The sequence below is a fragment of the Flagellimonas sp. ABD4_174 genome (assembly GCF_056160185.1).
The window spans coordinates 1,760,370-1,781,790 of record NZ_JBSWWP010000001.1 but is presented as its reverse complement, the minus strand read 5'-3'; the positions used below and the strand labels follow the sequence as shown (position 1 = coordinate 1,781,790).

The window sequence follows — 21,421 nt, the reverse complement described above, 5'->3', positions numbered from 1 at the left end:
TATTTTTGGGCATGCAGATTACTTTGATCGCCATAGGAAAAACCGATAAGTCTGAACTTGAAGCACTTATAGCCATATACGAAAAACGGTTGAAGCATTATATCAAGTTTCAATTGAATATTATTCCTGATATAAAAAACAGAAAAAATCTTTCGGAGCCCCAGCAAAAAGAAAAAGAGGGCGAACTTATCCTTGGTCAATTGCAACCTACGGACACCTTGATCCTTCTTGATGAAAAAGGAAAACAATACACCTCTGTTGATTTTGCCCAGTTCTTGCAGAAAAAGATGAACAGTGGCATTAAAAATCTTGTGTTGGCCATTGGTGGACCTTATGGTTTCAGCGATGCCGTTTATTCCAAAAGCGCCGGAAAAATCAGTTTATCCAAAATGACGTTTTCCCATCAAATGGTGCGATTGTTCGTAGTTGAACAAATTTATCGGGGGTTCACCATTCTCAGGAACGAACCCTATCACCACCAATAATTAATATAAAACCCTAAACTTAATGGTGTTCTCGATTTTCTTGAGCGCCTTGATCACTTCCTTATTATATTCTTTGTCCAAATCGGTGATCACGTAACCAACTTCGCTATCTGTAGACAGATATTGTCCAGAAATATTGAGTCCATATTGTGCCAACACTTCGTTTATCTTGGCCATTATTCCGGGAACATTCCGGTGTATATGTAAAAATCGATGGACTCCATTTTGTTTAGGCAACCTAATATTCGGGAAGTTAACCGCATCTACGGTATTTCCAGAATTTATGTAATCCATTATTTTGTTGGGCACAAAATCGGCAATATCTCGTTGTGCTTCTTCGGTGCTACCACCAATATGAGGGGTTAGGATTACGTTGGACAATCCTTGCAATGGTGTTTTAAAGCTTCCATTACTACGTGGCTCGGATGGGTAAACATCTATCGCCGCACCGCCCAATTTTCCACTTTCCAGTGCATCGGCCAAAGCTTCTATATCCACTACGAACCCTCTGGAAAGATTGATAAGTTTGGCTCCATCTTTCATTTGGTCGATTTCACGCTTACCTATAAAATTTTTATTGGCCTTGTTATCATCTACATGCAGAGTAACAACATCCGAAACATTGAGCAAACTCTCCAAGGTGTCACATTTTACTGCGTTACCCAATGCCAGCTGATCGTTAACATCATAGTAATACACCTTCATCCCCATGGCTTCTGCCAAAACGGACATTTGTTTTCCTATATTCCCGTAACCAACTATACCTAAATTTTTTCCACGTACTTCTTGCGAACCGGCTGCGGTTTTGTTCCACTCGCCATTATGGATTTCCGTACTTCTGGGAAAAATGCTCCGCATGAGCATAATGGTCTGTCCAATAGCCAGTTCCACTACGGAACGGGTATTGCTGTACGGTGCATTGAAGACCACTACGCCTTTCTTTTTGCTGTATTCCAAATCGATTTGGGTGGTTCCGATACAAAAAGCTCCGACCACCAATAACTTATCGGCGGCATCCAACACTTTTTGGGTAACCTGTGTCTTGGACCTAATTCCTAGTACATGCACCCCTTTGATACGCTCGATGAGGTCTTCTTCGGATAAACTGGTCTTGATCAGTTCCACTGAAAACCCTTCTTCCGATAGGTTTTCGAAGGCTGCAGGGTGGACATTTTCCAATAAAAGGATCTTGATTCTGTTCTTGGGGTATGATAAGTTTCTTGGCAAATCGTTCACAAATAAAAATTCATCTAGGTTAGGTGCTACGTGGTCGGCATTATTGGCAGCCTTTTCTCGATGCACATTTTCGGTATAGGCGAAAAATTTATGGGCTATCCCGGCCTCGCGCATTACATAATCGCTATAGCCGTCGCCGATCACCTGGACCTCGCCATCTAAATCCAAGTTTTTTAAACATTCTATTTTTCCGTTATGGGTGGCAAGCACGTTGGTTTCGTCGAAACCTGTTATATTGCCAGCTTCATCAAAAGTAAAGGTGTTTGCAAACACTCTTTCGGATGGAATGTTGTATTCTTTAACAATTGGGTCTATAAATTCCTTGAACCCGCAGGAGATTACATAAATATCTTCGGAATATTCATAAAAAAACTGCTTGTTGGCTTCTATGGATTTGGAAATTTTCTGACGCAGTTCGGTCACCAAATCTTCCAGATCTTTTTTGTTCGCATCCAGCAATCGGATTCTGCGTTCCAACGATTCCGTAAAAGATATGTCGCCATCGATTCCCAAATTGGTGATTTTTTGGATTTCCGACACTATTTCATCTCTCTTTGGATTTCCTTGCAGTGTCATTTCCGCCAAAACATCCAACGCCTCAACCCTTGTGAGGGTACTATCAAAATCGAACACATATTTGCGCCCTGTCTCTACCATGATTCGCTTCAAAAAAATTAAGGCATAAAATTAAACATTAATTCCATCCTTGTAATTGGAAGTTATCAAAAACCTTACACTTTTACGGATAAATCAAAAATCCATTACGATTTGTTTTAAATGCTACCCAAAAACCATCATTTTGCAGTTATGTGCAAATCAAAGTCCAGCTCTCAGTACCCTAAAGGTCAAAAAGTGGCTGTATCCTAATCAGAACCATCGCCGGGTTAATTTACAGTAGAAACGGTACTCCTTACCAAACTTTTGTTGGAGCATATCTTCTTCCGGTTGTATTTGAAAATGGTTCATATAGGACACAAAACCAGCCGCCACAAGGGTATTAAAAGCATTACCCAGCCAAAGGCCTAAAGCCAATAGTAGTAGTAAAAGCCCCAAATACATAGGGTTCCTGCTAAAATTGTAAACCCCTTTGGTCATCAACCTGCTGGTTTTTTGAGGGTGCATGGGATCCAAACTTGTTTTTCCCGTCCAAAATTGCAACACGGCCAATAATCCTACTATTACTCCTAAGATAAAAAGTATCCAAGCCAGTTGGTTCCTGCCAAAAAAATCAAACTCACCTACTGGCAAAAACCTATCCAGAAGGAACATTGTCGCTCCAAAAATCAACATCACCAAAGCTGGCGGTACTTTTAATTTCATACAAATAACTTAAAATCCGAAATTACTACTTTTGAAACTCAAAATAGAGACCTTTTGATTTGAAACTAGTTTTTGCCACACATAACGACCATAAGCTGAAAGAAGTTCAGCAATTGCTTCCGAAAAATATCCAACTACTGTCATTAAAAGATATTGATTGTTTTGACAAGATTCCCGAGACGGGGGATACATTGGAAGAAAACGCCAAAATTAAGGCAGATCACATTACCCGAACCTATGGTTTGAACTGTTTCTCGGATGATACCGGCCTACTTGTGGATGCATTAAATGGAGCTCCTGGAGTATACTCGGCCAGATATGCGGGGGAACAAAAAGATGCCTCGGACAATATGCAGAAATTGTTAAACGAGTTGAACGGAAAAAATAATCGGAAAGCACATTTTAAGACCGTAGTACATCTTAATCTAAATGGAGAAGTCCACGCTTTTGAAGGAACCGTCGAAGGGGTCATAACGGATAAAGAACAAGGAAAAGGAGGGTTTGGCTACGACCCCATCTTTAAACCAAATGGATTCGATAAAACCTTTGGCGAACTGCCTTCCGATGTAAAAAACTCCATTAGTCACCGTGGTAGGGCCATTCGAAAATTGGTGGAATTCTTAAAAAAGAACGCCACTTAGGTTGTAGCGATCAAAATAAGTGTACCTTTGCCGCTTTATTAACGCCGCCGGTATGGGCAAGGTGTTGTGATGGGCTTGAACGGGAAATACTATAATCGCTCTATACAACACAAACATATTTGCGATTAAAGGTATTACACCGCTATGACAAAATTTGAAGCCTTGGGGTTGGACAAACCCCTATTGGATGCTATTTCCGATCTTGGATTTGAATCCCCCTCCGAAGTACAAGAAAAATCAATCCCAATTTTATTGGAGCAGGAAACCGATTTGGTTGCCCTGGCCCAAACGGGAACTGGAAAAACTGCTGCATTTGGATTTCCTATGATCCAGAAGATCCAATCGGACAGCAGGACCACACAAGGATTGATCCTCTCGCCTACACGTGAGCTCTGCTTGCAGATAACGAACGAATTAAAACTATACTCCAAATACATAAAAGGACTCAATGTGGTGGCCATTTACGGTGGCGCAAGCATTACCGAACAGGCCCGACAGATAAAAAGAGGTGCACAGATCGTTGTAGCTACCCCTGGCCGTATGAAGGACATGATTGGCCGAAATATGGTGGACATTTCCAAAATTGATTATTGTGTTCTGGATGAAGCCGATGAAATGCTGAATATGGGCTTCTATGAAGATATTAAGGACATTTTATCCAACACCCCGCAAGAAAAGCTAACATGGCTCTTTTCGGCAACCATGCCAAAAGAAGTGGCAACCATTGCCAAAAAGTTCATGTACAAACCTGTGGAAATTACAGTTGGTTCCAAAAATGCCGGAGCTTCCACAGTACAGCACGAATATTATGTTGTTGGAGGCCGTGATCGTTATGCAGCCCTAAAACGTTTGGCCGATGCCAACCCAGGTATCTTCTCCGTAGTTTTCTGTAGAACCAAAAGGGATACACAACGTGTTGCGGAAAAATTGATTGAAGACGGGTACAATGCCGGAGCACTACATGGTGATTTGAGCCAGAACCAACGGGATCTGGTCATGAACTCGTTCCGAAAAAAACAAGTACAGATGTTGGTAGCCACCGATGTTGCCGCGCGTGGAATTGATGTTGACGATGTAACCCACGTTATCAACTACCAGTTACCCGATGAAATAGAGACCTATACCCACCGTAGTGGTCGAACGGGACGGGCCGGCAAATCCGGAATCTCCATGGTAATTGTGACCCGCTCGGAGTTGAGAAAGATCAAGGCGATAGAGAAAAAAATACAACAGGATTTTATCTCCAAAAAAATTCCCGATGGTATTGAAATCTGTGAGATACAATTATACCATTTGGCCAATAAGATCAAAGAAACCAAGGTCAATCAAGAAATTGACAGTTATTTGCCCGCCATCAACGATGTTTTGGAAGGGATAGATCGCGAAGAACTCATCAAAAAAATATTCTCGGTAGAGTTTACCCAATTCTACAACTATTACAGTAAGACCAAAGATCTAAACACCCAGGATTCCGGAAGGGAGAAAGGTGGGGCGTCCGGGGATATTCCATCCGAAGGATCCGTACGATACTTTATCAATGTTGGTGAACGCGATGGTTATGATTGGATGAGCTTGAAAGACTTCCTAAGAGATACCTTGAACTTGGAAAAAGAAGACGTCTATAATGTGGATACCAAGGATTCTTTCTCCTTTTTCAACACCGATGCGCAACTTACCGAGTTTATTCTTCAAACCTTTACAGACTTTAAACTGGAAGGACGTTTTATAAATGTTGAAGTGTCCAAAAACCCAGGCGGTGGCGGCGGAAAAGGAGGTAAAAAACGTCGCAATCGAAAAGGCGGCGGCAGTGGCCGAAGAGGAGGCAACAAGTCCTACAAAGGAGGAAAAAAAGGAGGGTACGGCAAAAAAGGAGGCAAGAAAAAACAGGGCTTTTATTAGTTAATTCTATATTAAATGGCACGTCTCTGCTATTTATTTTTCTTTGTTTAGTACTTTTATAGCTACAAAGATTGCATGAGAAGATTACTACTTATACTATTGTCCCTAATCCCACTACTTGGTTTTTCTCAAATTGAAGATGATGAAAACCAAGTAGTAAAGGAGTTTTCCGCAACGGTGATCAATGCCCAGACCGAGTTTCCTTTAGAAAGTGTGCACGTGGTCAACCTTAATCAGGTCAAGGGTACCATTACCAATCCTGAAGGTAAGTTTACCATTCCTGCTGCAGTGAACGATACTTTGTATTTTTCCTACTTGGGCTTTAAGACCCAAAAAGTAAGGGTGACCAACGATATGATCCGTTTTGGGAATACCGAGATTGCGTTGACAGAGCTTGCCTACGCCCTTGAAGAGGTTATTGTAACCCCATACCAACTAACAGGCTATTTGGAAATTGACGTAAAAAATCTGCCGATCAACAATGCATACCAATACAGTATTTCTGGACTAAACACCAGTTACGAGGCAGGAAGCAAAAGCCCTAGTGCAGTTACCAAGGTGTTGGGTGCTATTTTAAATCCTGCAGACCTGCTCAGAAATCTGTTTGGTAAAAAACCGCGGCAAATGCGAAAGCTCCGCCAAATTAAAGAAGATGACAACATTCGGGACCTGCTGGCTTCCAAATTCGATAGAGAAACACTAACCGAACTTCTTCAATTGGAAAAAGTCGATATCGAGGACATACTCAACAATTGCAATTATTCAAAATCCTTTATAAAAACAGCAAACGACCTTCAAATTTTGGACGCAATTTCCAGCTGCTACGAGGAATACAAAGTCCTAAACAGGAACTAATCAAGCGCTTAAACCAATAATCTGGAAACAACTATACCACGATAAATAATTTTTATCTTTACGTATAGAATTTCTAGCTTTAAACAAAATTCCGGTTCATGAAAAAATTGCTTGTTGTTTTGTCTATACTATCCCTATTTACTGGCTGCAAAAAGACTCAAAAAAAGCAGCAAGCCCCGCCAACAATTGTAAAGGAAACAACCAAGAAAGAAGCTCCTTTTGTATGGGAAGGTGCCAACGTGTACTTTTTGCTCACCGACCGTTTCAACAACGGAAATCCCAATAACGATGTAAATTTTGATAGAACCGAAGAGACTGGAGTGCTACGAGGCTTTGAGGGAGGTGATATCGTAGGAATTACCCAAAAAATAGAAGAAGGTTACTTTACCGATTTGGGCATAAATGCCATCTGGTTTACCCCGGTTGTGGAACAAATTCATGGAGCGACCGACGAGGGAACGGGAAATACGTATGGTTATCACGGCTATTGGGCCAAGGACTGGACTTCAGTAGACCCGAATTTTGGCACTAAAAAAGATCTGGAAAATTTAGTAAAGACCGCCCACAAACATGGAATCCGCATTCTTTTGGATGTAGTTCTGAACCATACCGGACCTGTAACCGAAAAGGATCCAGTATGGCCGGATGATTGGGTGAGAACCGGACCCAACTGTGAGTTTACAACATACGAGAACACCACCGCATGCACCTTGGTGGAAAACTTACCGGATATATTAACAGAGTCCGATACCGCTGTGGAATTGCCCGACGCCCTTTTGGCCAAATGGAAAAAAGAAGGCAGGCTGAGCAAAGAGCTTGATGAACTTCAATTATTTTTTGAGCGAACCGGATATCCCCGTGCACCCCGTTATTATATTATCAAATGGCTTACGGACTACATCAACGACCTAGGAATTGATGGTTTTAGAGTGGACACGGTAAAACACGTAAACGAAAATGCTTGGACCGATCTGTATACCGAGGCTTCCTACGCTTTTGAAACATGGAAGAAAAAACACCAAGATCAAATCTTGGACGACAATCCATTTTACATGGTCGGGGAAGTGTACAACTACGGAGTCTCCGGAGGTCGCGAGTTCGATTTTGGAAATAAAAAGGTAGACTTTTTTGATCACGGGTTTAAAAGCCTCATCAATTTTGAGCTAAAAAATGATGCGGACAACAACTACGAGACCATTTTTAAAAAGTATAACAAATTGCTCAACACCAAACTTAAGGGCAAAAGTGTACTTAATTATTTAACATCGCATGACGATGGCGCCCCTTACGACAAGGACCGAACCAAGCCGTATCGATCCGCCAATGTACTTTTATTGACCCCAGGGGCATCCCAGGTGTATTATGGGGACGAAACAGCAAGAAGCCTTACCATTGAAGGCACACAAGGAGACGCCACCCTTCGCTCGTTTATGAATTGGGAGGATTTGGACAGTATTCCCGAGACACAGAAAATACATGAACACTGGCAAAAACTGGGCAGGTTCAGAAATAATCACCCTGCTGTAGGTGCCGGCAAACACAACCGATTGTCAAAATCCCCTTATGTATTTTCCAGAACCTACATAAATGGGGATTACAAGGATAAAGTGGCAGTAGGATTGGATTTGCCCAAAGGAAAAAAGTCACTTTCCGTAAAAGGTTTCTTTGGCGATGGCACCAAATTGTTCGACACATACTCCGAAACCGAAGTAATCGTAACCAATGGAAAAGTAGTTTTGGACAACGATTTTGACATTGCCCTGCTCGAACTTGTAGAATAAAATCTATTGTCTGGAGTGAAGGGCCAACCGGTTGCCCTCGGTATCGCTAAACAAGGCCATATAACCAATGTCCGGGCTTATCTGTGTTTTGTTCTGTAATATTTTGCCCCCGGCATCCTCGATACGGTCCAGTTCGTTGTTTACATCCGCACTGGAAAAGTAAATAAGCACACCATGGGTTTCGCTAGGTGTGTACCAATCTTTATTTTGAATGAGCGAACCGGAAGATCCCTGTTTACCCTCAGTCCACGGAAACCAACCCATTTTGGTTCCGCCAAGGTCCTGTAATTGTATCTCGATCTGAAAGACAGTATCATAAAATTTTTTCGCCCGATCCATATCCGTTACCGGTATTTCGAACCAGCCCACCAAATTATTTTCCATATGCTATTGATTTTCCAAAATCTCTTTAAGGCTTGCCAATCCTTCTTCAAAATCCTTTCCCACAGCTTTGTCCATATTCATGAACAACATCATAATGCTCATCGGGAATTTGTTCTTTCCTGAGAATCCCCAGACCACCTTGGTGATATCAGCCTCTATTTCTTTGGTGGTAATGTATGCATCCGAAGTGGATTTAAATGGCTTTAGGAACCTGAGTTCACTTTCTATACGTTCCCCATCGACTATTTTGATAATCTCCTGCTCGCCTTCCCCTACTTCTTTGTTTCCTTTCCAATAACTGGTTGCCCCTACTTCACCATCCGTTCCGGTAAACTCTTTTTGCATGTTGGGGTCTCTTTTGCCCCATGGAGACCATTCATCTTGATTTTTCAAGAATTTTAAATACTCAAAAACAACAGCCTTGGGCCTGTGAATTTCTATGGATCGGGAAACATCGTAATTTTTTGGTGCGATTATGGCAAGAATACCGATCAAAAGCACCAAAGCGAGGAGGATATATAATAGCAACATAACTGTAATTGATTGATTTACAATTAAAAGTACAAAATTATTTTACGTGTTCCGGTATCTTTTAATGATTCCCTCAACATCTTTGATGGATTTTTTGGTCCAGTCCAATCGCTTATCGAGAACTTCCATTCGGGTCAATTGCCAATCAAGATTGGAACTGCGTACTTTTTGCGCCAGTTCTTGAATTATTATAGCGGCGGAAACGGAAACATTTAGGCTTTCTGAAAATCCGACCATGGGTATTTTTAAAAACCCATCCGCCCGTTGCATAACCTCTTTGGACAACCCCTCTCTTTCTGTTCCAAAAAAAATGGCCGCTTTTTTTTGCGGAAAAAAATCATGAAGCAGTGATGAATCGTCATGTGGAGTGGTTGCTATTATCTGATACCCTTGATCCTTAAGTTTTGAGATACAATCCGTTGTGGTTTGATACCGGTACACATCCACCCATTGTTCGGCGCCCATGGCAATATTTTTGTCCATCCGTTTTCCAAAACGATCTTCCACCACATGTAGATCCTGGATCCCAAAAACATCGCAACTTCGTAAAATAGCACTAGTATTGTGCAACTGATAAACATCTTCAACCGCTACGGTAATGTGTCGGGTCCTTTTTTGCAATACATCACAAAAACGCTGTTTACGTTCTTCGGTAAGGTACCCTTCCAGATAGGTTAGCAATTCATGGTCAAACATAAAAACAAGATAGCAAAAAATGGAAATTTGGGCTTTTAATGCCTTACAAACGCTTCAATTCTATGAATATTGAGGGCACTGTATAATTCGTCAAAATTGATAGTTCAAGGTTCGCTTCTGATATTTTATTTATATTTTCATTTCCATTGAATATAAACAACGCGCTCTATATGAAAAATGCACCTATTGTTTTAATTCCGATTGTACTTGCACTAGCATCTTGTTTGGACTCTAAACAAAAGAAAAGAGATTCATCTTTAGACATGGATGCCTTCCATACCGTGACCGTTAAAGGGAATTACAGTGTTGACATACCTAGGTTTATGACAACCACTACAGGTCTGAACGAAGAAGCTTCATTGCAATACCAAAGTCTACTCAACGAAGCTTACCTTTTGATCATTGATGAACCCAAATCTGGATTTAAGCAAGTTTATGAAGATTTAGGACAATACGATAAAAACCTATCCCTTTTGGGAAACTACAGACAGGCCAGGCTACAAATCCTTTCCAGAACCACAAAAGTGAACAGTAAGACCAACCCAAAACCATTTAAAATCAACAACTTGAATTCAATATACCAAGAAGTTGACGCTACATTGAGAAATGTGGACAACGAAATCTCATATTTTATAACATTTGTAGAAGGAAACGATCATGTTTACATGATAATGGCATGGACTTTAAATAGCAAAAAACAAGAGCACAAAAAGACCTTTAAAACGATTGCCGAATCGTTTAAACTTATTCCCTGATTATCTAATTGCACTATATGCATTTCATCTGATTTTTCATACTTTCTATCCGTTCTCAGGAATATCCGACCACCTTTTTTTTACTTTTGACATCCTTATATAATACATTTCAACCCCATGAAAAAAAACCTGCTACTAAAGCTTACATCTTATTTCATCATTTTTATAACCATTATTGCCTGTAGTTCGGAAGACGGCACCAATGGCTTGGACGGTAGAGACGGAATTGATGGCCTGGACGGAGAAAATGGATTAAATAGCTTGGTCAATACAGCAACTGAAGACCCCGGTACTAATTGTGCAAATGGAGGCATTCGACTGGATTTTGGTTTGGACATCAATAGTAATGGAACACTGGAGGCGAGCGAGGTTACCTCTTCCCAATATGTATGTAACACTGAATCATCAACAGGACTCAACAGTCTTATTAATACCGAAATCGAACTACCCGGAGAAAATTGCTCCAATGGAGGATATAGATTGGATGTTGGTTTGGATAGTAATTCAAATGGCACTTTGGACAATGATGAGGTGACCACCTCCGAATACCTTTGCAATGGCGACGCCAGTGATTTTTCTTATCAAAGTTATGCTTCTCTAATAAGCCAATCGGGCACCAATGACCCTACCGAACAAGTCCTAGAAAACAACATCAACATCACCATTACTTGGACACGGGAGGCTCAGGGCATTTATACAGGAACGCTCGATAGTCCTATCGACATTAGTAAAACCGTTATCTTTTTCAGCACCCCAACCACCCATACAAGTGTTAGGGGAACTTTGGAAAGTACTACGGAAATAAGATTGGAGCTCCAAAACGGAATAAACGTTTTTGCGGACAATTTTGATAACCTCTCCTTTGAACTAAGGGAATACGAATAAAATACATTACAACGTCAATACCACTTTGTACTAACACAATAAAACATGAAAAAGTTAACCCCACTTTACACCGTATTCGCTCTATTGCTTGGTGCAATTGCATACGGGCAAAACTCTTTCCCTGCGTCCGGCACTGTTGGAATTGGGACATTAACCCCCGACACGAATTATGCCATGGATATTAACGGCTCTTTAAATGCCACGGAAATTAACGTAACCAACCTATTGGTTGGCGGAAGCCCTATGCAAAGCTCTCCATGGAACCTGAACGGAAATAATATATTTTATTCAAGTGGAAATGTAGGTATAGGCACCAATACCCCTAATTATGAATTGGATATTGCAGGTACACTTAACGCGACCAATATTTTGGTCAACGGTACTCCTTTGGAAAATTCCAGTTCACCTTGGACAACCACTGGCAGTGATATTTCATTTACCACGGGAGATGTGGACGTTGCTACCTTGAACGCCACGGAAATCCTATTGAACGGAACCCCGCTTGAAAACAACGAATCACCTTGGACAACCACTGGCAGTGATATTTCATTTACCACGGGAGATGTGGACGTTGCTACCTTGAACGCCACGGAAATCCTATTGAACGGAACCCCGCTTGAAAACAACGAATCACCTTGGACAACCACCGGCGGTGATATTTCATTTACCACGGGAGATGTGGATGTTGCTACCTTGAACGCCACAGAAATCGTATTGAACGGAACCACATTGGTTTCTTCTCCATGGACTGTTTCTGGCAACGACCTCTCATATACATCTGGAAATATTGGCATTGGAACTGCTGCTTCAGGATATGCTTTGGATGTGGCAGGTACGATCAATGCCACCAACTTTTTGGTAAATGGGTCACCTTTGTCTTCTGGCTCTTCACCATGGACCACATCCGGCAATGACATTTCCTATGCAACTGGAAATGTGGGAATCGGAACTGCTGCTTCAGGATATGCTTTGGAGGTGGCAGGTACGATCAATGCTACCAACTTTTTGGTAAATGGGGCACCTTTGTCATCTGGCTCTTCACCATGGACCACATCCGGCAATGACATTTCCTATGCAACTGGAAATGTGGGAATCGGAACTTCCAACACACAAGGATATATGTTTGCCGTAGCTGGAAGCATGGTCGCCGAATCTGTTAAAGTAGAACTTGAGGGAAATTGGCCGGATTTTGTATTTGAAAAAAATTACACGCTTTTAAGTTTAAAAGAAGTTGAAGCATTTATCAATAAGAATGGACATCTACCCAATGTTCCAAGTGCCGAAGAGATAAAAAACAATGGTATAGATCTTGGGGAAATGGACGCAACTTTGTTGCAAAAAATCGAAGAGCTCACCCTACATTCCATTCAGCAGCAAAAAGAAATAGAAAGCTTAAAAGAATTGAACCAAAAGCTATCCGATCAGAATAAAATACTCTTATTGCTACAGGAAAGATTGGCAAAGTTGGAGTCAGCAAAACAGGAGTAAAATAACACATCGTTAAACATAAAAAGGGCCGCAGATAGCGGCCCTTTTTTATTCTCGATCAGTAATGAATTACTTGCTCAAATACATTTTCCTTCTGGAATATAGGTTATAGAACTCATCATCTTTTAAACTATCGATGAACAAAATACTCTCTCCTGTACTTTTCATCTCGGGACCCAGATTTTTATTTACGTTAGGGAACTTATTAAAAGAGAAAACGGGCTGCTTAATGGCATAGCCTTCCAATTGTGGATTAAAGTTGAAGTCCTTCACCTTTTTATCTCCCAACATTACTTTTGTGGCATAATTTACATAAGGCTCTTTGTATGCCTTGGCAATAAATGGTACTGTACGCGACGCCCTAGGGTTCGCTTCAATAATATAAACCGTATCATCCTTTACAGCAAACTGAATATTGATCAAACCAACGGTATTAAGTGCCAACGCAATTTTTTTGGTATGATCTTTTATTTGTTGCATCACAAACTCGCCTAAATTAAAGGGTGGCAATGTTGCATTGGAATCACCTGAATGGATTCCACAAGGTTCAATATGCTCCATAATCCCAATAATGTACACATCCTCACCGTCGCAAATGGCATCTGCCTCTGCCTCGATAGCGCCATCCAAGTAATGATCCAACAGCAGCTTGTTGTTCGGTATCTTGCGCAACAAGTCCACCACATGGGCTTCCAGTTCCTCTTTATTGATCACAATTTTCATTCCTTGGCCACCCAATACATAAGAAGGCCTTACCAATAATGGGAATTTCAATTCCTCGGCCAAATCCAAAGCTTCGTCCGCTGTTTCGGCCACGCCAAATTTCGGGTAAGGAATATCGTTGTTCTTCAGCAGGGTGGAAAAACTACCTCTATCCTCGGCCAAGTCGAGGGACTGGAAGCTGGTTCCGATGATATTGATACCATACTTGTCCAGTTTCTCGGCAAGTTTGAGGGCGGTCTGTCCGCCCAACTGCACAATTACGCCTTCTGGCTTTTCGTGAAGGATAATATCGTAAATATGCTCCCAGAACACGGGTTCAAAGTAGAGTTTATCCGCTGTATCAAAATCGGTGGAAACGGTTTCCGGGTTGCAATTTATCATAATGGTCTCGTAACCGCATTCGGCAGCCGCCAAAACTCCGTGTACACAGCAGTAGTCGAACTCGATTCCTTGTCCTATTCGATTGGGACCAGACCCTAAAACAACAATCTTTTTCTTGTCGGTCACCACACTATCATTGGCCACGTAGCGTTCTCCGGTCGGTGTTTCGATTTCTTCTTCGAAAGTAGAGTAATAATAAGGTGTTACCGCTTTAAACTCCGCAGCACAGGTATCCACCAGTTTGTATACTCGGTTGATGTTCAAGTCCATACGTTTGCTGTGCACTTCGCTTTCCCAGCAATCCAGCATGTGGGCAATCTGTCTGTCCGCAAAACCTTTTTGTTTTGCTTCCAACAACAGTGCTTTTGGCAAGCTTTCTATGGTGTATTTTGATATTTCCATCTCCAAGAAGTGCAATTCCTCGTATTGTTTAAGGAACCACATATCTATCTTGGTGATCTCGTGGATACGTTTTAATGGTATTCCCAGTTGAATGGCGTCATAGATTACAAAAACCCTATCCCAGCTGGGTACACGTAATTTCTCGATGATGGTTTCGTAATCTTTGTATCCTTTACCATCGGCTCCCAGACCATTACGCTTAATCTCCAAGGATTGTGTAGCCTTGTGCAGGGCTTCTTGGAAGGAACGCCCAATTCCCATTACCTCTCCTACCGACTTCATCTGGAGTCCCAAGGTTCTGTCAGAACCTTCGAATTTATCAAAGTTCCAGCGTGGTATTTTTACGATTACGTAGTCCAATGTTGGTTCGAACAAAGCTGAAGTCGACTTGGTAATCTGGTTGTCCAACTCATCCAACGTATAACCAATGGCCAATTTAGCAGCGATTTTTGCAATCGGATACCCCGTGGCCTTGGATGCCAACGCAGAGGAACGGGAAACCCTCGGGTTAATTTCAATGGCTATAATGTCTTCTTTTTCGTCCGGGCTAACGGCAAACTGTACGTTACATCCACCGGCAAAATCCCCAATGCTGCGCATCATATGGATGGCCATATCACGCATTCGTTGAAACGTCCTGTCCGATAGGGTCATAGCGGGAGCCACCGTAATGGAATCCCCTGTGTGGATACCCATCGGATCCATATTCTCGATAGTACAGATGATGACTACGTTGTCGTTTTTGTCACGTAGCAGTTCCAATTCATATTCCTTCCACCCCATTAGGGCCTTATCGATCATCACTTCGTGAATTGGGGACACTTCCAACCCATGGCTCAGCTGACCATCAAAATCCTCCGGGTCGTGAACTATGGCCGCACCTGCTCCACCAAGGGTAAAAGAAGCCCTGATTACCAATGGAAATCCAAATTCTTGGGCAATTTCCTTTCCTTTTAGGAACGAGGTCGCCGAGGCCTGGGGAGGCATGCCTATTCCAATTTTCAGCATTAATTCCCTAAACTTTTCCCGGTCTTCGGTTATGTTGATGGCATCAATGTCAACCCCGATGATCTCCACTCCAAAATCTTCCCATATCCCTTTATCATCTGCTTCGATACAAAGATTCAGCGCTGTTTGCCCGCCCATGGTCGGTAAAACCGCATCAATATTGGGATGCTTTTTAAGTATTTCGATTATCGACTTGGTGGTCAACGGTTTAAGGTAAACATGATCTGCCATAGCTGGGTCCGTCATAATGGTGGCGGGGTTGCTATTTATCAAAATGGTTTCGATACCATCTTCCCGTAGGGAGCGAAGTGCTTGGGAACCGGAATAATCGAACTCACATGCCTGACCGATGATGATCGGACCAGAACCAATAATCAAAATGGAATTTAAATCTTTTCTTTTGGGCATTTTCTTAAGGGGTTTCTCGGTTATCTGCTTATATGTCAAAAAAAAGGTGTTACCTGGAAAAGTAACACCTTTAATTTAAATAATAAATACTATCATTATTTTTTATGTCTTGGCTCAGAGGAAACAGTTAATCTTTTTCTTCCTTTGGCTCTTCTTCTCGCAAGAACTTTTCTACCATTGGCAGTCGCCATGCGCTCCCTAAAACCATGCTTGTTTCTTCTCTTCCTTTTGGATGGTTGATACGTTCTTTTCATTTCCGAACTGTTTTATGGATTTGTTGATGGGAAGTTACTCTTCCCTAAAAAATTCTGGGCGCAAATATACAAAGACTTTTTACTTTGGCAAGCCCAAACTTAAAATATTTAATTAAGTTTTTAGTACTTTTGCCTGCGCTTAACTAAAGGTAAAAACTCTAGACCACATGTTCAATAAAAATATCAAGCTCGTTATTGCCGTTCTTATTATAGCCTATGCCGTATTTCAGTTTATTGAGGGCAATATTGGCAATGGAATTGCACTGATCTTGCTCTCCCTTGTTTTCATTTTTCTTTATTTCCGGAACGAGTTCATTCTTTTGGCGTTTCTTAAAATGAGAAAACAGGATTTGGACGGTGTACAGGGCTGGTTGGATAAAATTAAGAACCCGGAATCTGCTTTGATCAAAAAGCAAGTGGGATATTACAATTATTTGCACGGTATCATCTACTCCCAGAAAAATCTGACCCAGGCCGAAAAATACTTTAAAAAGGCCCTAAAATTTGGTTTGACCATGGATTACGATGTGGCCATGACCAAATTGAGCTTGGCCGGTATTGCCATGCAAAAGCGCAGAAAGCGTGAAGCGACACAATTGTTGCAAGAGGCCAAAAAATTGGATAAAAACAATATGCTTACCGATCAAATCAAAATGATGCAGCAGCAGATGAAGAAGATTTAATTTTTACTTTATCTTTTTATTTTGGTGGTATTGCACACTTGATTTGGGATGCCTCCGCTCCATAATTTGTTATTAAGAGGCCCCTTAAAAATTTCTGTATTTCGAATGCATCTTTTTTAAAGTTCTATCGTCTATTAAGTGAACCATAAAATTCATTCACTTATGAAAACAGATAAATCTTGTAATTGCAATTGCGAACCTTGTAACAACGGAAGATGTTCAGATTGTACATGCAACAACTGTACGTGCACCAATTGTAATTGTTAAACCAAGAATCAGCTTGAACATCATAATTCAAGCTGATTTTTTATCTTTAAGTATGACCACAACACAGATTTGGGAGACGTATTCGGAAGACATCAAACGTTTTATTCTCAGTAAAACCAAAGATGAAACTGTTGCAAATGATATTTTACAAGACACCTTTATAAAGGTACACACCAAGCTGCACACCCTAAAAGATGGCAACAAGCTAAAATCTTGGTTGTTTTCCGTAGCGCGATATACTTTGATGGATTATTTAAAAACCAGTAAAGTAAAAATTGAATTTAATGATTTTGATACAGAGGATGTTCCTGAAACCCATGAACATACCGAAAAAGATTGTTTAAGAGGTATTTTAGTTAATCTACCTAAAAAGTACAGAGAACCTATCTTTTTGGCCGATATAATGGGATTAAAACAAAAAGAGGTTGCAAAAAAATTAAGTTTACCGTTACCCACCGTAAAATCGCAAATACAACGTGGACGACAAAAAATTGCCGAAGGCTTTATGGATTGTTGTGGTTACGAAATGAGTGAACAAGGCTATCTAGTAGGCCAATTACAGGACAAAGAGGATTGCAAAATTTGCAAGTAGACCCGACCGAATAAAACTATTCTTTTGTTTTGCTTTGGAGTGTTAGGTATTGAGATAGATAACCCCAAACAAAAACCAATTTACCACTACCACCAAGAATATTAGCGCCAATACCAATTACTTCCCTACATTCCCCACTCGGTAATATCCTTTGTTCGGTATTTCTATGGTGTACTTTTTGCGGGAAGCATTGTTTAAATGAGGTTCGCGCAACCAAGGGTTGTGTCGTTTTAATATCTTATAGTTTATTTCGTACTGTTCTGCGAAATCCGCCCAATTGGATACCGCAGTATCAATTTCAACGGTAAAAGTGGGCACCTTTTCGTACATATCGTCCTGATCTAACTGAAAACCATATTTTTCTGGATGGGATAGAATTTCTTTAATGGCCAAAATGCGGAACACATAGCGGCCTGTCTCCTGCCCCAACAATAGATCGTAATAATCGTCCACTTGTTGAATATCCATATATTTTTGAACCCCGGCAGGTCCGGCATTGTACGCGGCTGCGGTAAGGGTCCAGCTACCAAAACGATCTTTCCATTTGTTTAAATAGTCGCAAGCGACCTGAGTCGCTTTTTCCACATGATAGCGTTCATCCACATTGGAATTGACCTCCAGACCGTACTCCTTGCCCGTGGCGCGCATTATCTGCCAAAAACCGGTAGCTCCTGCTGGGGAAACTACATTTTGCAAACCACTTTCGGCCACGGCCAAATATTTAAAATCATCCGGGATTCCGTTCTTTTTAAGAATGGGTTCAATGATTGGAAAGTATTTGTTGGCCCTTTTCATCAATAAAAGGGCATTGGATTGCCAATAGGTGTTCACCAAAAACTCCCGGTCCACGCGCTCCATGATCTCTGGATCTTCCTGTGGAACCGCTTCTCCGGCAAAATTCAGGTCCTCAGGGATTTCAATGGCGCTTATTTGATATGTATCCGCAACATTTTTGTCCGATACCGTTGTTTCAACTTCTTGCAATTCTGGTTTTTCATCCACTTCATTCGACTGCACGGCAAAAATCAACGTGCTCACTACGGCCATTAATCCAATAAAGGCCAATATGTTTTTTACTTGTTTCATGTCTTCCCTAATTTATTATCAATGTAAAGATACTATTATATAGACGAAATTATTCCAAAATAATTGTGGAGAGGTGCTCATTGAACCAACGAGCACGGTGAATGATCATGGTATGTGTGCCATTTTTTACCAAAATGCAGTCCTTTATATGGGATGGTGGAAAAACTGCATCTTTCTCCCCTTGAATATGAACGGTATGCTCCGGAGGAACCTCTTGATCCCAGTTCACAATCTGATCTATGGACCAATCAATATAATATTTGTCGCGAACGGACAGATATTTTTCGTACAAGTGCAAACGCTTGGTCACGGTTTCGCCAAAGGCATATTTGGCCAACAATTCCACATTGTTCACCAAACCCGTTGGTAGCAGTTTGTGGACTTTGGTGTACTTGGCAAAAATCATTCTTTTAGGTAGCTCGTGCTTACTTTTTACCGACGATACCACGATCAGCTTTCGTACGGGCATGATCTTGGCCATCTCTTGTACCAACATACCACCAAATGAAACCCCCAACAAAACTGGGTTGGGTTCGTTTATTTTTTTGCACATTTTTTTGGCATATGCTTCCAAATCCATTCCTTTTTCGGGCACGAACCACTCCAAGGTATGGCAAGTAAATTGGTCTTCCGGAAGCTTGATCCCCTCAAAAATCGAAGAATTGGCAGCCATTCCTGGCATTAGGTAGACATGGGTTTTGTTATCGGTCATAGTACACCAAATATCGATAAGGACTAGGAAATTAGCAATATTTTCACTACTTTTGTAGCCCTTTTGCAGCCAACCCCACCTAACCGATACATTATTTATATGATGGGGGAATTAGAGATACCTTAAGGTATTTCTGCGAGTCATTAAAAAAACAAGTTCTATATGACAACATTGGAAATCACTGACAATAGTTTCCTACGCCAATTTGAAACTACCGTCAATGGGCATTTAGCCAAAATTGAGTACTCTTCACAAGAGCGTAAAGTATTTTTGACCAAACTGGTTATTCCGGAAGAAATTACAAAAGAAGGCTTTAAAGAGGATTTTATTAAAGCTGTATTGAACGAAATCCAAGAGAAAAATCTAAGAGTTGTGCCTACAAGTCCGCAAATTGCAGGTTTCTTAAGAAAAAACAGGCAGTACAAGGAAATGTTGCCCGTAGGTATCCGAATCTGATTTGATCAATGATCAAAAACATCCAAGCCTCCTTTTTCAGGAGGTTTTTTTATGCCACAATCTCACTGGAAACAAACTTGAAGCGAACCAGTCCATCCGCGTCGATATCTTCTAACTCTACTTGGTGCAAGGTGTTCACCAAAGCAGGGTCCCAAGGAGCCTTTACCTTGATGTAGTTTTCGGTAAAGCCATGAATATAGCCTTTCTTGTTCTCCCCTTCGAACAGTACGGTCCGTACAGTACCCAATTGGCTCTCGTAAAAAGCCCTTCTTTTTTTGGCAGACAGTCCCCTTAACATTTTACTCCGTTTGTTGCGTACCTTTTTGGGCACCACATCTTCCATTTCGGCCGCTACTGTATTGTCCCTTTCAGAATAGGTAAATACATGCAGGTAAGAAATATCCAAATCGTTCAAAAAGTGATAGGTTTCCAAGAAGTGTTCGTCCGTTTCCCCAGGGAACCCAACGATCACATCCACACCAATACAGGCGTGGGGCATAGCAGATTTGATGCGTTTCACCCTATCCACATACAAATTGGACAAATATCGACGTCGCATCTTCTTTAAAATATCGTCGCTCCCACTCTGCAAAGGCACATGAAAATGGGGAACGAAGGAGTTGCTCTGTGCAACAAAATCGATAGTCTCGTTCTTTAACAAGTTTGGTTCTATGGAAGATATGCGCAATCTATGGATGCCATTGATGGTATCCAACGCTTTTACCAAATCCAAAAAGGTATGCTCATGCTTTTTATTGCCAAACTCACCTTTCCCGTAGTCGCCAATATTTACCCCGGTAAGTACGATCTCCTTAATATCCTGCGAGGCTATTTTTTTGGCGTTGTTCAATACATTGCTCAATGTATCGCTGCGCGAAATACCGCGTGCCAAGGGAATAGTACAATAGGTACATTTGTAATCGCAGCCGTCCTGCACCTTTAAAAAGGCACGTGTGCGGTCGCCAATGGCGTAACTCCCCACATAAAAATCGGCATCTTCGATTTCACAAGAGTGCACTTCGCCCTTATCGTTCTTGGTAAGGTCGTTCAAATAGTCCGTGATCTTGAACTTTTCCGTTGCACCCAGTACCAAATCAACACCATCCACCTCGGCCAATTCTTCTGGTTTCAACTGGGCGTAACAGCCCACAGCCGCTACAAAAGCATCGGGATTCGACTTTTGGGCCTGTTTTACAATAGTTTTAAAGCGTTTATCCGCATTTTCCGTTACCGAACAGGTATTGATTACGTATACATCTGCTTCATCCGAAAAGTCCACACGCTGAAAATCCTCCTTTTCAAAACCTCTGGCAATTGTAGAAGTTTCGGAGAAATTGAGTTTACAACCCAATGTGTAAAATGCGACCTTTTTGCTCATTTGCCTGCCTTACTTTTAGGGGGCGCAAAGATAACGATTTGTTGTGAGTTATCGAAAATGATCGCATTGTTGATAACCCAACTGTAAAATGCCCGCTGTCAACTGTTTACTGCCT

The 21,421-nt window shown here is 41.3% G+C and carries 21 protein-coding genes; 11 read left to right on the top strand and 10 right to left on the bottom strand.

Annotation, left to right across the window (positions count from 1 at the left end):
* The first annotated feature begins 11 nt into the window (after positions 1 to 11).
* The gene (rlmH, locus tag ACXAFK_RS07765) at positions 12 to 485 is read left to right on the top strand and encodes a 23S rRNA (pseudouridine(1915)-N(3))-methyltransferase RlmH (RefSeq protein ID WP_474958158.1); all 474 of its coding nucleotides are present in this window, start codon (positions 12 to 14) and stop codon (positions 483 to 485) included.
* On the opposite strand, the gene serA is transcribed toward rlmH, so the two are convergent.
* Together serA and ACXAFK_RS07755 are read right to left on the bottom strand one after the other, a co-directional pair.
* Positions 486 to 2,378, bottom strand: a complete 1,893-nt coding sequence (serA, locus tag ACXAFK_RS07760) for a phosphoglycerate dehydrogenase (RefSeq protein ID WP_252079969.1) — start codon at positions 2,376 to 2,378, stop codon at positions 486 to 488.
* A gap of 210 nt (positions 2,379 to 2,588) precedes the next feature.
* A complete protein-coding gene (locus ACXAFK_RS07755; RefSeq protein ID WP_474957355.1) occupies positions 2,589 to 3,041 on the bottom strand; it encodes a methyltransferase family protein in 453 nt (150 codons plus the stop codon).
* A gap of 59 nt (positions 3,042 to 3,100) precedes the next feature.
* Between ACXAFK_RS07755 and ACXAFK_RS07750 the strand changes: the two genes are divergently transcribed.
* From ACXAFK_RS07750 to ACXAFK_RS07735, 4 genes are all read left to right on the top strand, one after another.
* Complete coding sequence (locus ACXAFK_RS07750) at positions 3,101 to 3,682, top strand: non-canonical purine NTP diphosphatase (RefSeq protein ID WP_474957354.1); 582 nt, start codon at positions 3,101 to 3,103, stop codon at positions 3,680 to 3,682.
* Positions 3,683 to 3,826: 144 nt separating this feature from the next.
* Positions 3,827 to 5,581, top strand: coding sequence for a DEAD/DEAH box helicase (locus ACXAFK_RS07745; RefSeq protein ID WP_224836648.1), 1,755 nt, complete (start codon positions 3,827 to 3,829; stop codon positions 5,579 to 5,581).
* Positions 5,582 to 5,656: 75 nt separating this feature from the next.
* A complete protein-coding gene (locus tag ACXAFK_RS07740) occupies positions 5,657 to 6,436 on the top strand; it encodes a carboxypeptidase-like regulatory domain-containing protein (RefSeq protein WP_474957353.1) in 780 nt (259 codons plus the stop codon).
* Between the two features lie 98 nt (positions 6,437 to 6,534).
* Positions 6,535 to 8,217 carry an alpha-amylase family glycosyl hydrolase gene (locus ACXAFK_RS07735; protein WP_369884714.1) on the top strand — a complete coding sequence of 561 codons (1,683 nt, stop codon included), beginning with the start codon at positions 6,535 to 6,537 and terminating at the stop codon, positions 8,215 to 8,217.
* A 3-nt stretch (positions 8,218 to 8,220) separates the two neighbouring features.
* On the opposite strand, the gene ACXAFK_RS07730 is transcribed toward ACXAFK_RS07735, so the two are convergent.
* Genes ACXAFK_RS07730 through ACXAFK_RS07720 form a run of 3 tightly spaced genes read right to left on the bottom strand, consistent with a single transcriptional unit; the run spans position 8,221 to position 9,828 of the window.
* The gene (locus ACXAFK_RS07730; protein ID WP_474957352.1) at positions 8,221 to 8,601 is read right to left on the bottom strand and encodes a VOC family protein; all 381 of its coding nucleotides are present in this window, start codon (positions 8,599 to 8,601) and stop codon (positions 8,221 to 8,223) included.
* Between the two features lie 3 nt (positions 8,602 to 8,604).
* Positions 8,605 to 9,132, bottom strand: coding sequence for an SRPBCC family protein (locus ACXAFK_RS07725; RefSeq protein ID WP_474957351.1), 528 nt, complete (start codon positions 9,130 to 9,132; stop codon positions 8,605 to 8,607).
* Between the two features lie 42 nt (positions 9,133 to 9,174).
* Positions 9,175 to 9,828: a TrmH family RNA methyltransferase gene (locus ACXAFK_RS07720; RefSeq protein ID WP_474957350.1), complete on the bottom strand. Its 654-nt coding sequence runs from the start codon at positions 9,826 to 9,828 to the stop codon at positions 9,175 to 9,177.
* A gap of 170 nt (positions 9,829 to 9,998) precedes the next feature.
* Here ACXAFK_RS07720 and ACXAFK_RS07715 point away from each other — a divergent pair, with 170 nt between their 5' ends.
* The 3 genes from ACXAFK_RS07715 to ACXAFK_RS07705 all read left to right on the top strand — a co-directional run bounded on the left by ACXAFK_RS07715 (position 9,999) and on the right by ACXAFK_RS07705 (position 12,956).
* Entirely contained in the window at positions 9,999 to 10,583 is a 585-nt protein-coding gene (locus ACXAFK_RS07715; RefSeq protein WP_474957349.1) for a hypothetical protein, read from the top strand.
* 117 nt (positions 10,584 to 10,700) lie between these two features.
* On the top strand, positions 10,701 to 11,468 hold the full coding sequence (locus tag ACXAFK_RS07710) for a DUF7151 family protein (RefSeq protein ID WP_293294948.1): 768 nt from the start codon (positions 10,701 to 10,703) through the stop codon (positions 11,466 to 11,468).
* 45 nt (positions 11,469 to 11,513) lie between these two features.
* Complete coding sequence (locus ACXAFK_RS07705) at positions 11,514 to 12,956, top strand: autotransporter outer membrane beta-barrel domain-containing protein (RefSeq protein ID WP_474957348.1); 1,443 nt, start codon at positions 11,514 to 11,516, stop codon at positions 12,954 to 12,956.
* Positions 12,957 to 13,025: 69 nt separating this feature from the next.
* Here the strand turns inward: ACXAFK_RS07705 and carB are convergent, their stop codons facing one another.
* Both carB and rpmH read right to left on the bottom strand, forming a co-directional pair.
* Positions 13,026 to 15,878 carry a carbamoyl-phosphate synthase large subunit gene (gene carB, locus ACXAFK_RS07700; RefSeq protein WP_369884718.1) on the bottom strand — a complete coding sequence of 951 codons (2,853 nt, stop codon included), beginning with the start codon at positions 15,876 to 15,878 and terminating at the stop codon, positions 13,026 to 13,028.
* Between the two features lie 95 nt (positions 15,879 to 15,973).
* Entirely contained in the window at positions 15,974 to 16,132 is a 159-nt protein-coding gene (gene rpmH / locus ACXAFK_RS07695) for a 50S ribosomal protein L34 (RefSeq protein WP_072882462.1), read from the bottom strand.
* A gap of 167 nt (positions 16,133 to 16,299) precedes the next feature.
* On the opposite strand from rpmH, the gene ACXAFK_RS07690 reads away from it, so the two are divergent.
* Both ACXAFK_RS07690 and ACXAFK_RS07685 read left to right on the top strand, forming a co-directional pair.
* Positions 16,300 to 16,815, top strand: coding sequence for a DUF2892 domain-containing protein (locus ACXAFK_RS07690; protein ID WP_224836638.1), 516 nt, complete (start codon positions 16,300 to 16,302; stop codon positions 16,813 to 16,815).
* A 280-nt stretch (positions 16,816 to 17,095) separates the two neighbouring features.
* The gene (locus ACXAFK_RS07685) at positions 17,096 to 17,674 is read left to right on the top strand and encodes a sigma-70 family RNA polymerase sigma factor (protein ID WP_474957347.1); all 579 of its coding nucleotides are present in this window, start codon (positions 17,096 to 17,098) and stop codon (positions 17,672 to 17,674) included.
* 117 nt (positions 17,675 to 17,791) lie between these two features.
* Here ACXAFK_RS07685 and ACXAFK_RS07680 read toward each other — a convergent pair whose 3' ends face one another.
* Together ACXAFK_RS07680 and ACXAFK_RS07675 are read right to left on the bottom strand one after the other, a co-directional pair.
* Entirely contained in the window at positions 17,792 to 18,760 is a 969-nt protein-coding gene (locus ACXAFK_RS07680; protein ID WP_474957346.1) for a lytic transglycosylase domain-containing protein, read from the bottom strand.
* 49 nt (positions 18,761 to 18,809) lie between these two features.
* On the bottom strand, positions 18,810 to 19,472 hold the full coding sequence (locus ACXAFK_RS07675) for an alpha/beta fold hydrolase (RefSeq protein WP_474957345.1): 663 nt from the start codon (positions 19,470 to 19,472) through the stop codon (positions 18,810 to 18,812).
* 162 nt (positions 19,473 to 19,634) lie between these two features.
* Between ACXAFK_RS07675 and ACXAFK_RS07670 the strand changes: the two genes are divergently transcribed.
* Positions 19,635 to 19,928: a GNAT family N-acetyltransferase gene (locus ACXAFK_RS07670; RefSeq protein ID WP_224836634.1), complete on the top strand. Its 294-nt coding sequence runs from the start codon at positions 19,635 to 19,637 to the stop codon at positions 19,926 to 19,928.
* A 49-nt stretch (positions 19,929 to 19,977) separates the two neighbouring features.
* On the opposite strand, the gene mtaB is transcribed toward ACXAFK_RS07670, so the two are convergent.
* Positions 19,978 to 21,306 carry a tRNA (N(6)-L-threonylcarbamoyladenosine(37)-C(2))-methylthiotransferase MtaB gene (gene mtaB / locus ACXAFK_RS07665; RefSeq protein ID WP_252079982.1) on the bottom strand — a complete coding sequence of 443 codons (1,329 nt, stop codon included), beginning with the start codon at positions 21,304 to 21,306 and terminating at the stop codon, positions 19,978 to 19,980.
* Positions 21,307 to 21,421 lie beyond the last annotated feature (115 nt).

Coding starts and splice junctions, on each gene's coding strand:
- ACXAFK_RS07740 (WP_474957353.1), top strand. CDS start 5,657: ATGAGAAGATTACTACTTATACTATTGTCCCTAATCCCACTACTTGGT.
- ACXAFK_RS07670 (WP_224836634.1), top strand. CDS start 19,635: ATGACAACATTGGAAATCACTGACAATAGTTTCCTACGCCAATTTGAA.
- ACXAFK_RS07720 (WP_474957350.1), bottom strand. CDS start 9,828: ATGTTTGACCATGAATTGCTAACCTATCTGGAAGGGTACCTTACCGAA.
- serA (WP_252079969.1), bottom strand. CDS start 2,378: ATGGTAGAGACAGGGCGCAAATATGTGTTCGATTTTGATAGTACCCTC.
- ACXAFK_RS07745 (WP_224836648.1), top strand. CDS start 3,827: ATGACAAAATTTGAAGCCTTGGGGTTGGACAAACCCCTATTGGATGCT.
- ACXAFK_RS07710 (WP_293294948.1), top strand. CDS start 10,701: ATGAAAAAAAACCTGCTACTAAAGCTTACATCTTATTTCATCATTTTT.
- ACXAFK_RS07715 (WP_474957349.1), top strand. CDS start 9,999: ATGAAAAATGCACCTATTGTTTTAATTCCGATTGTACTTGCACTAGCA.
- rpmH (WP_072882462.1), bottom strand. CDS start 16,132: ATGAAAAGAACGTATCAACCATCCAAAAGGAAGAGAAGAAACAAGCAT.
- ACXAFK_RS07735 (WP_369884714.1), top strand. CDS start 6,535: ATGAAAAAATTGCTTGTTGTTTTGTCTATACTATCCCTATTTACTGGC.
- ACXAFK_RS07675 (WP_474957345.1), bottom strand. CDS start 19,472: ATGACCGATAACAAAACCCATGTCTACCTAATGCCAGGAATGGCTGCC.
- ACXAFK_RS07705 (WP_474957348.1), top strand. CDS start 11,514: ATGAAAAAGTTAACCCCACTTTACACCGTATTCGCTCTATTGCTTGGT.
- rlmH (WP_474958158.1), top strand. CDS start 12: ATGCAGATTACTTTGATCGCCATAGGAAAAACCGATAAGTCTGAACTT.
- ACXAFK_RS07725 (WP_474957351.1), bottom strand. CDS start 9,132: ATGTTGCTATTATATATCCTCCTCGCTTTGGTGCTTTTGATCGGTATT.
- ACXAFK_RS07680 (WP_474957346.1), bottom strand. CDS start 18,760: ATGAAACAAGTAAAAAACATATTGGCCTTTATTGGATTAATGGCCGTA.
- ACXAFK_RS07690 (WP_224836638.1), top strand. CDS start 16,300: ATGTTCAATAAAAATATCAAGCTCGTTATTGCCGTTCTTATTATAGCC.
- mtaB (WP_252079982.1), bottom strand. CDS start 21,306: ATGAGCAAAAAGGTCGCATTTTACACATTGGGTTGTAAACTCAATTTC.
- ACXAFK_RS07730 (WP_474957352.1), bottom strand. CDS start 8,601: ATGGAAAATAATTTGGTGGGCTGGTTCGAAATACCGGTAACGGATATG.
- ACXAFK_RS07755 (WP_474957355.1), bottom strand. CDS start 3,041: ATGAAATTAAAAGTACCGCCAGCTTTGGTGATGTTGATTTTTGGAGCG.
- carB (WP_369884718.1), bottom strand. CDS start 15,878: ATGCCCAAAAGAAAAGATTTAAATTCCATTTTGATTATTGGTTCTGGT.